The 9,464-nt window shown below is 61.7% G+C and carries 9 protein-coding genes; 4 read left to right on the plus strand and 5 right to left on the minus strand.

Annotated features, from left to right (window positions below; translation table 11 throughout):
- Positions 1-93: 93 nt before the first annotated feature.
- Complete coding sequence (locus ACE04F_RS09480; RefSeq protein ID WP_486106165.1) at positions 94-1,071, minus strand: NADPH:quinone reductase; 978 nt, start codon at positions 1,069-1,071, stop codon at positions 94-96.
- Between the two features lie 164 nt (positions 1,072-1,235).
- Between ACE04F_RS09480 and hemF the strand changes: the two genes are divergently transcribed.
- Positions 1,236-2,150 (plus strand): oxygen-dependent coproporphyrinogen oxidase, encoded by a 915-nt coding sequence (gene hemF, locus ACE04F_RS09485; protein ID WP_486106167.1) that lies wholly within the window; start codon positions 1,236-1,238, stop codon positions 2,148-2,150.
- A 15-nt stretch (positions 2,151-2,165) separates the two neighbouring features.
- Entirely contained in the window at positions 2,166-2,996 is an 831-nt protein-coding gene (gene aroE, locus ACE04F_RS09490; protein ID WP_486106169.1) for a shikimate dehydrogenase, read from the plus strand.
- On the opposite strand, the gene ACE04F_RS09495 is transcribed toward aroE, so the two are convergent.
- From ACE04F_RS09495 to betC, 3 genes are all read right to left on the minus strand, one after another.
- A complete protein-coding gene (locus ACE04F_RS09495; protein WP_486106171.1) occupies positions 2,986-4,554 on the minus strand; it encodes a SulP family inorganic anion transporter in 1,569 nt (522 codons plus the stop codon). The genes aroE and ACE04F_RS09495 overlap by 11 nt on opposite strands.
- 194 nt (positions 4,555-4,748) lie before the next feature.
- Entirely contained in the window at positions 4,749-5,669 is a 921-nt protein-coding gene (gene choX, locus ACE04F_RS09500) for a choline ABC transporter substrate-binding protein (protein ID WP_458128857.1), read from the minus strand.
- A 23-nt stretch (positions 5,670-5,692) separates the two neighbouring features.
- Entirely contained in the window at positions 5,693-7,201 is a 1,509-nt protein-coding gene (gene betC / locus ACE04F_RS09505) for a choline-sulfatase (protein ID WP_486106173.1), read from the minus strand.
- Positions 7,202-7,315: 114 nt separating this feature from the next.
- Between betC and ACE04F_RS09510 the strand changes: the two genes are divergently transcribed.
- A complete protein-coding gene (locus tag ACE04F_RS09510; RefSeq protein WP_486106175.1) occupies positions 7,316-8,266 on the plus strand; it encodes a choline sulfate utilization transcriptional regulator in 951 nt (316 codons plus the stop codon).
- 87 nt (positions 8,267-8,353) lie between these two features.
- On the opposite strand, the gene ACE04F_RS09515 is transcribed toward ACE04F_RS09510, so the two are convergent.
- Complete coding sequence (locus tag ACE04F_RS09515; RefSeq protein ID WP_486106177.1) at positions 8,354-9,013, minus strand: NAD(P)-dependent oxidoreductase; 660 nt, start codon at positions 9,011-9,013, stop codon at positions 8,354-8,356.
- A gap of 85 nt (positions 9,014-9,098) precedes the next feature.
- Between ACE04F_RS09515 and ACE04F_RS09520 the strand changes: the two genes are divergently transcribed.
- Positions 9,099-9,437: a DOPA 4,5-dioxygenase family protein gene (locus ACE04F_RS09520; protein ID WP_486106179.1), complete on the plus strand. Its 339-nt coding sequence runs from the start codon at positions 9,099-9,101 to the stop codon at positions 9,435-9,437.
- The last annotated feature ends 27 nt before the right edge of the window (positions 9,438-9,464 follow it).

A 9,464-nucleotide genomic window follows, 5' to 3' on the forward strand; every position in this document is an offset into this window, starting at 1 on the left:
CGCGAAGGCGTCAAGTCAGCCAGCATCAATGTTGGCTGATAGACCGCTTTCGCGAGCAGGCTCGCTCCCACAGGTTCTTTAGCGACCTCTAGATCAAGGCAGGAGAATGGTCGACCCCGTCGTGCGCCGCGCCGACAACTCGGTATGCGCCTTGGCCGCCTCAGCCAGCGGGAATCGCTGGTTGATATCCACGGTAAGCTTGCCGCCGGCGATCATGGCGAAGAGCTCATCGGCCATGTGCTGGAGGTTTTCCGCGTTGTTGGCGTAGGTCGCCAGAGTCGGGCGGGTGACGTACAGCGAGCCCTTGGCCGAAAGAATCCCCAGGTTGACGCCATCCACCGCACCGGAGGCATTGCCGAAGCTCACCACCAGGCCACGGGGAGCCGTGCAATCCAGGGAGGTCAGCCAGGTGTCCTTGCCGACGCCGTCGTACACCACCGGGACCTTCTTGCCGTCAGTCAATTCCAACACACGCTGTACGACGTTTTCCTTGCTGTAGTCGATCACTTCCCAGGCGCCGTGGGATTTTGCGATAGCGGCTTTTTCCGCCGAACTGACGGTGCCGATCAGCTTAACGCCCAGGGCCTTGGCCCATTGGCAGGCCAGCGAGCCCACGCCACCGGCGGCGGCATGGAACAGGATGGTTTCGCCGCCCTTGAGCTCGTAGGTCTGGCGCAGCAGGTATTGCACGGTCAGGCCCTTGAGCATCACCCCGGCGGCCTGTTCGAAACTGATGGATTCGGGCAAGTGGACCAGATTGGCCTCGGGCAACACATGCACGTCACTGTAGGCCCCCAGCGGACCGCTGCCATAGGCCACGCGGTCACCGACCTTGAAGCGCGTGACGTCGGCGCCGACGGCCTCGACCACGCCGGCACCCTCGGCACCGAGTCCCGAAGGCAGCGCCGGTGGCGGGTAAAGCCCGCTGCGATAATAGGTGTCGATGAAGTTCAGGCCGATCGCCTTGTTGCTGACGCGAACCTGCTGCGGACCGGGCTCGGCCGGCTGGTATTCGACGTACTCAAGCACGTCCGGGCCGCCGTGGGCGCTGAACTGGATACGTTTGGCCATCTACGTTCTCTCCTTATCGTGGGACTTCCCACCAAACTTGCTATCGGACTCCTAAGCTTGATCTTCGTCAACTGTGGTGTGGGCGGGTGCAGTGGTATCCTGTGCGCCCATTTTGCCGGCGGTCTGTGTACGCCGCGCAGCGTAGCCCTGATCAAGGTGATGTCATGACTACTCGCACCGAGGCCGTGAAAGCCTATCTGCTCGACCTGCAAGACCGCATCTGCGCCGCTCTGGAAACTGAGGACGGTGGCACTCGCTTCGTCGAGGACGCCTGGACCCGGCCTGCCGGCGGTGGCGGGCGCACCCGAGTGATCGAAAACGGCACGGTCATCGAGAAGGGCGGCGTCAACTTTTCCCACGTCTTTGGCAGCGGTCTCCCACCCTCGGCCAGCGCCCACCGGCCGGAGCTGGCCGGGCGCGGCTTCGAGGCCCTGGGCGTGTCGCTGGTAATCCACCCGCACAATCCACACGTGCCTACCTCCCACGCCAACGTACGCTTTTTCATCGCCGAAAAAGAAGGCGAAGAGCCGGTCTGGTGGTTTGGCGGCGGTTTCGACCTGACCCCTTACTACGGCGTGGAAGAAGATTGCGTGCATTGGCACCGCGTCGCCCAGCAAGCCTGCGAGCCGTTCGGCCCGGAGGTCTATTCGCGCTACAAGGCCTGGTGCGACAGCTATTTCCACATCAAGCATCGCAACGAGCCGCGCGGCATCGGCGGCCTGTTTTTCGATGACCTGAACGAGTGGGATTTCGACACCAGCTTCGCCTTCATGCGTGCCATCGGCGACGCCTACATCGATGCCTACCTGCCTATCGTGCGGCGCCGCAAGCACGACCCTTTTACCGCCAGGCAGCGGCAATTCCAAGAGTTCCGCCGTGGCCGCTACGTGGAGTTCAACCTGGTCTATGACCGTGGCACCCTGTTCGGCTTGCAATCGGGCGGGCGTACCGAGTCGATCCTGATGTCACTGCCGCCGCAGGTCCGCTGGAGCTACGACTGGAAAGCCGAGCCGGGCAGCGAAGAAGCGCGGCTGACCGATTATTTCCTGCAGGATCGCGATTGGCTGGCTACGGCCTGAATGGGGAAAAGATCCATGGATCGCTACGTTGTAATGGGGAACCCGATCGGCCACAGCAAGTCGCCGTTGATCCATCGCCTGTTTGCCGAGCAGACCGGGCAAGCGTTGGACTACACCACGCTGCTGGCGCCGCTGGAGGATTTCGCCGCTTGCGTCCGGGAATTTTTCCGTGAGGGGCGTGGGGCAAATGTCACCGTGCCGTTCAAGGAAGACGCCTTTCGCCTGGCTGACAGCCTGACCGAACGGGCGCAACGGGCCGGGGCGGTCAACACCTTGAGCAAACAGGCCGACGGCCGCCTGCTGGGTGACAACACCGACGGCGCCGGACTCGTTCGCGACCTGACCGTCAACGCCGGGTTCAGCCTCAAGGGCAAGCGCATCCTGCTGCTGGGCGCCGGCGGCGCGGTACGGGGCGCTTTGGAGCCGCTGCTGGCGGAAGCGCCGTCGTCGCTGATCATTGCCAATCGCACGGTGGAAAAAGCTGAATTGCTGGCTGAGCTGTTCGCCGACCTGGGCCCGGTCTCGGCCAGCGGTTTCGATTGGTTGCGTGAGCCGGTGGACCTGATCATCAATGCCACATCCGCCAGCCTGTCAGGCGATGTACCGCCGATCGCCGCAAGTCTGATCGAGCCAGGCAAGACGTTCTGCTACGACATGATGTATGGCAAGGAGCCGACGTCGTTCTGCCGCTGGGCCGAAAAACACGGCGCAGCGGTGGTAATGGATGGCCTGGGCATGCTCGCGGAACAGGCGGGCGAAGCGTTTTTCCTGTGGCGTGGCGTACGTCCGGACACCGCCCCGGTACTGGCGGAGTTGCGCCGTCAGCTCGCTGCGGTCAATCCCTGAAGAGGATCGGGCATTTCTCCGGTCCTTCCAGCTTCAACAATTCCTCCACCACCGGTGGCCTTGCCCCGCGCAAGGTCAGGCTGCGCCCTTGGCCGCGCAGGCGCCGGGCTTCCTGATGGAGCATTTCGACGCCGGAGTAATCGATGAAGTTGATCTGCTGGGCATCGATGATCACCTGCTGGGCGGGCATGCGTTGCAGGCGCACTTGCAGATAATGGCTGGCGCCGAAAAAGATCGAGCCGCCCACCCGCAAGACGTCCGCCTCACCTTCCCGGAAATGCTGCACCCGCGGTTGCGAAGTGCGCTTGAGATAGAAAAACAGCGAAGCCAACACGCCAGCGTAGATAGCCGTTTGTAATTCCAGCAGCAGCGTGGCCAGGCAGGTCAGACCCATGACCAGGAATTCGGAACGACTCACGCGGTACAGCGCCCGGATACCCCGATGGTCCACCAGGCCCCAGGCGATCAGCAGAATACTGCCGGCCATGGCGGGAATGGGAATGTGCGCGATCAGTGTCGCGCCGGCCACCGCGAACAGCGCCACCCACAACGCCGAGAACACTCCGGCCAAGGGCGAACAGGCACCCGCTTCATAGCTGAGACCGGAACGGGTAAAGGAGCCGGCTGACAGCGATCCGGCGAAAAAACCTCCAACGATATTGGAAAGCCCTTGCGCCCTGACTTCCTGATTCGCATCGAGCAGTTGCCCGGAACGGACCGACAGCGAGCGGGCGATGGACAGGCTGGTCACCAGCCCGAGCATGCCCACCGCAACGGCACCGGGCAGCAGCCTCAGGATCAACTCAAGGTCCAGCGACAGCGGCGTGAACGGCGGCAGGCGTCCGACAAAGGCGCTGACCAACGCCACATGCCCGAACATCGCGGGCCACGCCCAGACCAACAGGCTGCCAAGGGCCAGCGTAATCAATAAGGTTGGCCAGCGCGGCAGCAAACGTTTGAGGACAATCCCCACCGCCAGCGTCCCCAAACCCAGCAGCAGCGAAGGTTTATCCACAGCCCCGATATGGCTGGCAAGCATAAGCAAACTCTTCAATGCCGTGGCTTCGTTCGGCAGGTCCAGGCCCAGCAGGTTCGGCAATTGCCCGAGGGCAATGACCACCGCTGCGCCCAAGGTGAAACCCAGCACCACCGAGTGGGAGACGAAATTGACCAGCGCACCGAAACGCAACAGCCCGAGCAACCACTGGAAAATACCTGCCAGCACCGTCAGCAGCAGGATCAAAGTGATGTAGTCCTGAGTCGCCGGCACAGCCAGAGGACTGACAGTGGCGTAGAGGACAATGGAGATTGCCGCCGTAGGACCGCAGATCAGATGCCACGACGAGCCCCACAGACAGGCGATCAGCACCGGCACGATTGCCGCGTATAACCCGTACTCCGGCGGCAGGCCGGCAATCAGGGCGTAGGCAATGGACTGCGGTAACGCGAGAATCGCGCCGCTGAGGCCGACGATCAGGTCACGGCCGACGCTGGCGCGGGTCTGCCGGGGCAGCCAGCTGAGGAACGGAAACAGCGAATGGCGTGTGGGGATTGCCATGGAGCCTCAAAGATGGGGTTTTGCAGAAGAATATCAGGTGAACCAACGTGGCGAGGGAGCTTGCTCCCGCTGGGTTGCGAAGCAGCCCCGAAACCTGAAAGCGCAGTGTCAGATGGATCTGCGTGACCGGTTTTGGCAGAGCTGCGCGCTCCAGCGGGAGCAAGCTCCCTCGCCACAGGAGCCCGGCGCTGCTGTCAGAGCTTGGCTTTGACCGCCGCCAGCGCGTCCTTGCCATCCACGGTCTTCACGCCGTCGAGCCATTTGTCCAGCACCGCCGGGTTGGCCTTGATCCAGGCCTTGGCGGCTTCGGCGTTGCTGACCTTCTTGTTCACTACTTCGGCCATGATGCTGTTTTCCATTTCCTGGGTGAAGCTCAGGTTGGTCAGCAGCTTGCCGACGTTCGGGCAGGCCTGTGCATAACCTTTGCGCGTCAGCGTATACACGCTACCGGTATCGCCGAAGTACTTCTCGCCGCCCTTGAGGTAATGCATCTTCAACTGCACGTTCATCGGGTGCGGGGTCCAGCCGAGGAACGTCACGAACTTCTGTTTTTTCACCGCCCGGGAGACTTCCGCCAACATTGCCTGCTCGCTGGACTCCACCAGTTTCCATTCGCCCATGCCGAAATCGTTGGTCTTGATGATTTCTTTCAGCGAAAGGTTCGCCGGGGCGCCGGAACCGATGCCGTAGATCTTCTTGTCGAACTTGTCGGCGAACTTGTTCAGGTCGGCAAAGTTATGCACACCGGCATCCCAGACATAGTCCGGCACCGCCAGGGTGAATTCGGTGCCGTCGAGGTTCTTCGCCAGCTGCGTGACATCGCCGTTGGCGACGAACTTGTCATAGAACCCCTGTTGCGCCGGCATCCAGTTACCCAGGAAAACATCAACCTGGCCATCCTTCAGGCCGCCAAACGTGATCGGGACCGCCAAGGTGTCGATCTTGGCCTTGTATCCCATGCCCTCAAGCAGGAAACCGGTAATGGCGTTGGTCGCGGCGATATCGCTCCAGCCCGGGTCGGCCATCTTCACGGTTTCGCAACTCTGCTCGGCCCATGCCGAAACACTGCTCAACGCCAACAGCCCGGCGGTCAGTACTGTGGATAACTTTTGCATGCGCTTCCCCTTACGTTATTGATCTATTGGCAGGGTTGTGGATAACGGGCCTTGCGCTCCAGATCGTCGAGGTCGATGTGGTTGCGCATGTATTGCTGGCTGGCATCGACCAGCGGCTGGTGGTCCCAGCTCTTGAGTTTGCCGAGGGTCAGCGCCTGGGCAACGAAACGACGGCGTCGCTGGCTGGCGAGCACCTGTTGATGAATGGTTGGAATATCCCATTTGGCTCGCGCTTCGGCGAGAAAATCGTTGAACAACGCCTGATGCTCCGGGGAACGACCGAGATTTGCCACTTCCTGGGGATCATTGCGCAGGTCGAACAACAGGCACGGATCATCTTCGCTGTAGATGAATTTCCACGGGCCGCGACGGATCATCATCAACGGGCTGACGGTGCCTTCGGCCATGTACTCACCGAAGACTTCATCATGCCCGCCCTGTCCTTGCAGATGCGGAACCAGCGAACGGCCATCCAACGGCAAGCCTGGCTCCAGCGTGCCGCCGGCCAATTCGACCAGAGTCGGCAGCAGGTCGGCGGTGGACACCGCTGCGCTGACGCGGGCGCTGGCAAACTGGCCTGGAGCGCTGATCAGCAGCGGCACGCGGGCGGCCATTTCGTACCAGTGCATTTTGTACCAGAGGCCTTTTTCGCCGAGCATGTCTCCGTGATCGCCAGAGAACACGATGATGGTGTCGTCGAGCAACCCGGTGTCTTCCAACGTCTGCAGCAACTTGCCGACATTGCTGTCGATGTAGCTGCACGCGCCGAAGTAAGCGCGGCGAGCGTCACGGATCTTATCCACAGGCAGTGGCTTGCCCCACAGGTCGTAGACCTTCAACAGGCGCTGGGAATGTGGATCAAGTTCAGTCTGGTCCGGGGTGTAGGGCAGCGGGATGTCGCTGTCGTCATACAGGTCCCAGAACGCCTTGGGAATCGTGTACGGATCGTGTGGGTGGGTCATGGATACGGTGAGGCAAAACGGCTGGTCGCCGTCCTCACGGATGTGGTCGAACAGGTACTGCTGGGCCTTGAACACCACCTCTTCATCAAAATCCAGCTGATTGGTGCGCACGCACGGTCCGGCCTGCAACACCGACGACATGTTGTGATACCAGCTGGGCCGTACGTCCGGCTCGTCCCAGTTCACCGCCCAGCCGTAGTCCGCCGGATAGATGTCGCTGGTCAGCCGCTCTTCGTAGCCATGCAGCTGGTCAGGCCCGCAAAAATGCATCTTGCCGGACAACGCCGTGCGATAGCCGAGACGGCGCAGGTAATGGGCATAAGTCGGGACGTCCGCCGGAAAATCCGCCGCGTTGTCATAGGCGCCGATCTTGCTCGGCAACTGACCGCTCACCAGCGTAAAGCGTGACGGCGCGCAGAGCGGGCTGTTGCAGTACGCGGCGTCAAATACCACGCCCTGGTCGGCCAGCCGGGACAGGTTGGGCAGCTTGATGGGCGACGGACCGTAGATCGGCAACATTGGCGCGGCCATCTGATCGGCCATGATGAAAAGAATGTTCTTGCGCTTCATGTATTCGCGGCATTCCATAGTGGACGGTTATGCGATAGTGCTGCGAATGAGCATGTAGCCCATGCTATTTGGGGTAAAGCCCATGCAGGATAATGACTAGGATAAGCTGAGCTTATGTATGACGCCTTGGGTGACCTGTCCCTGGATCTGTTCCGTGCCTTCGAATCAGCGGCTCGCCAGCAGAGTTTTACTGCGGCTGCGATTGAACTGGGCACGACCCAGCCGGCCATCAGCCAGCAGATCAAGCGGCTGGAGGAGCAATTGGGCACACGCCTGTTTGATCGTATCTATCGGGGCATCGAACTGACCGAGGCCGGCTCGATCCTGTTCGAGCAGGTCCAGGCCGGCTTGCAGAGCATCGATGCGGGGCTGAACGCGATTACGGCCCAACACCAGCATGAAGTGCTGCAAGTCGCGACGGATTTCGCTTTCGCCGCCTATTGGCTGATGCCGCGACTGCATCGGTTCCACGCGGCAAATCCGCAGGTGGATGTGAGCCTTGTAACCAGCGAGCGCAACCACAACATGCTGCGCACCGATATCGACGTTGCGGTGCTTTTTGGCGACGGTCGCTTCAAGCAAGGTGAAAGTCGTTGGCTTTTCAGCGAAGAAGTCTTTCCCGTATGCAGCCCTCTCCTGCTCAAGGATCGTCCCCCGCCCCTACCCGCCCACGCCCTCGCGGAATTCCCGCTGCTGCATTTGCGCGGCGGCAACACCAGCGCCTGGTTCGAATGGAGCGGCGTATTTCGCGAGCTAGGCATCACCTCGCCACCGGCGCCGGGCCAACTGCGCTTCGACAACTACACGCTACTCATCCAGGCGGCGATTGGCGGCCAGGGTGTCGCCATCGGTTGGCGGCACCTTGTGGATAACCTGCTGGCGCAAGGGCTGCTGTGTCGCCCAATCGCCGAGACGGTACTGTCCCGCTTGGGATATTACGTGGTCCTGCCCCAACGCAAGCGGCGGGGTGTGCTGATCAAGTTGTTCGTGGATTGGCTGATGGAAGAACAGGCCAACAGTGCCGAGTCGCTAACGGGGTTGCCGTTGCCGTCGATTGCGGTTTGACGCTCGTACTCCATCAACCTGGCAATTCCGGGGACCGCTGCGCCGCCCAGCGGGAGCAAGCTCCCTCGCCACGAAATGGGTAAGCCTCTAGAGAGCGGCTACGAAATTCACCTGCTCGCCCACATGCAGGTTCAAGCGCAGCTCGTCAACAATGCCCGCCGCCACCCGGTTGAGGCGCTCCAGGGACTCGGCCATTCCGGACTCCAGGCTCGTGCTGACCTGGCTGAAATGTTCAATGCTCAAACCCGGCGCGGCATAGGGCGCATTGACCAGGGTCCACTGCAAGGCACTGTTTTTCAGGGCGTCGAGGATTTCCTCGGCGGCATGGCGCTGCAAGTCATCGTCGATGTCTTGCTCATCAAGGACAGCGAAATCGCCCACCAGGAACAGCCGGGGGATACTGACCGCCTGCATGCCCGCAATCAGCGCATCCACGGCCAGGACCTGCTCCACCGGGCCGGGGATGAGCGTACGCTCCACTTGCTCGCTGTTCATCGGCAGCCCCGGCGCGTTCAACAGGCACACCACCGCCGTGGCGCCGGCGACGCTCTGCTTGACCCGTTCGGGGTCGAAGAGGTCGCCGGTCTTGGTCCGCAGGCCCGGGCGCGGCGCCAAGGCCGTAAGATCGTCGAGGATGGTGATGACTTCGTGCTGGCGTCTCAACAGCTCAGCCATCAACGCACTGCCGAGGCTGCTCATGGCACCATAGAGCACCACTTTGATGACCGGGGTTTCGGCGTTTCTCATGGCTGGTATTCCTTTTTTCCCGCGTGTAAAGGCTCTGACCCGTGGTTAACCGCGAGGGTTCGGCTGGCCTTTGGAGGAGTGACAAATGCAACGGATCAAGGGCTATCACGCCCATGTCTATTTCGACGCCGGCACCATCGATCAGGCGCGGGCCTTGTGCGAGCAAGCGGCGCAGCTGTTTGCGCTGAAGATGGGCCGGGTGCACCAACGGCCGGTCGGCCCGCACCCGGACTGGAGCTGCCAGCTGGCATTCGATCCGCAGTACATCGGCGTGGTGCTGCCGTGGCTGGCGCTCAATCGCAACGGGCTGGTGATATTCCTGCACCCGGACACCGGTGATGATCTGGCCGATCACACCGATCATGCGATCTGGATGGGCGCGGTGCGGCCGTTGAATCTTTCGGCGTTCGAAGCCAAACACTGATCGCTCTTGTGGCGAGGGAGCTTGCTC

Source organism: Pseudomonas sp. AGC41 (assembly GCF_057334555.1).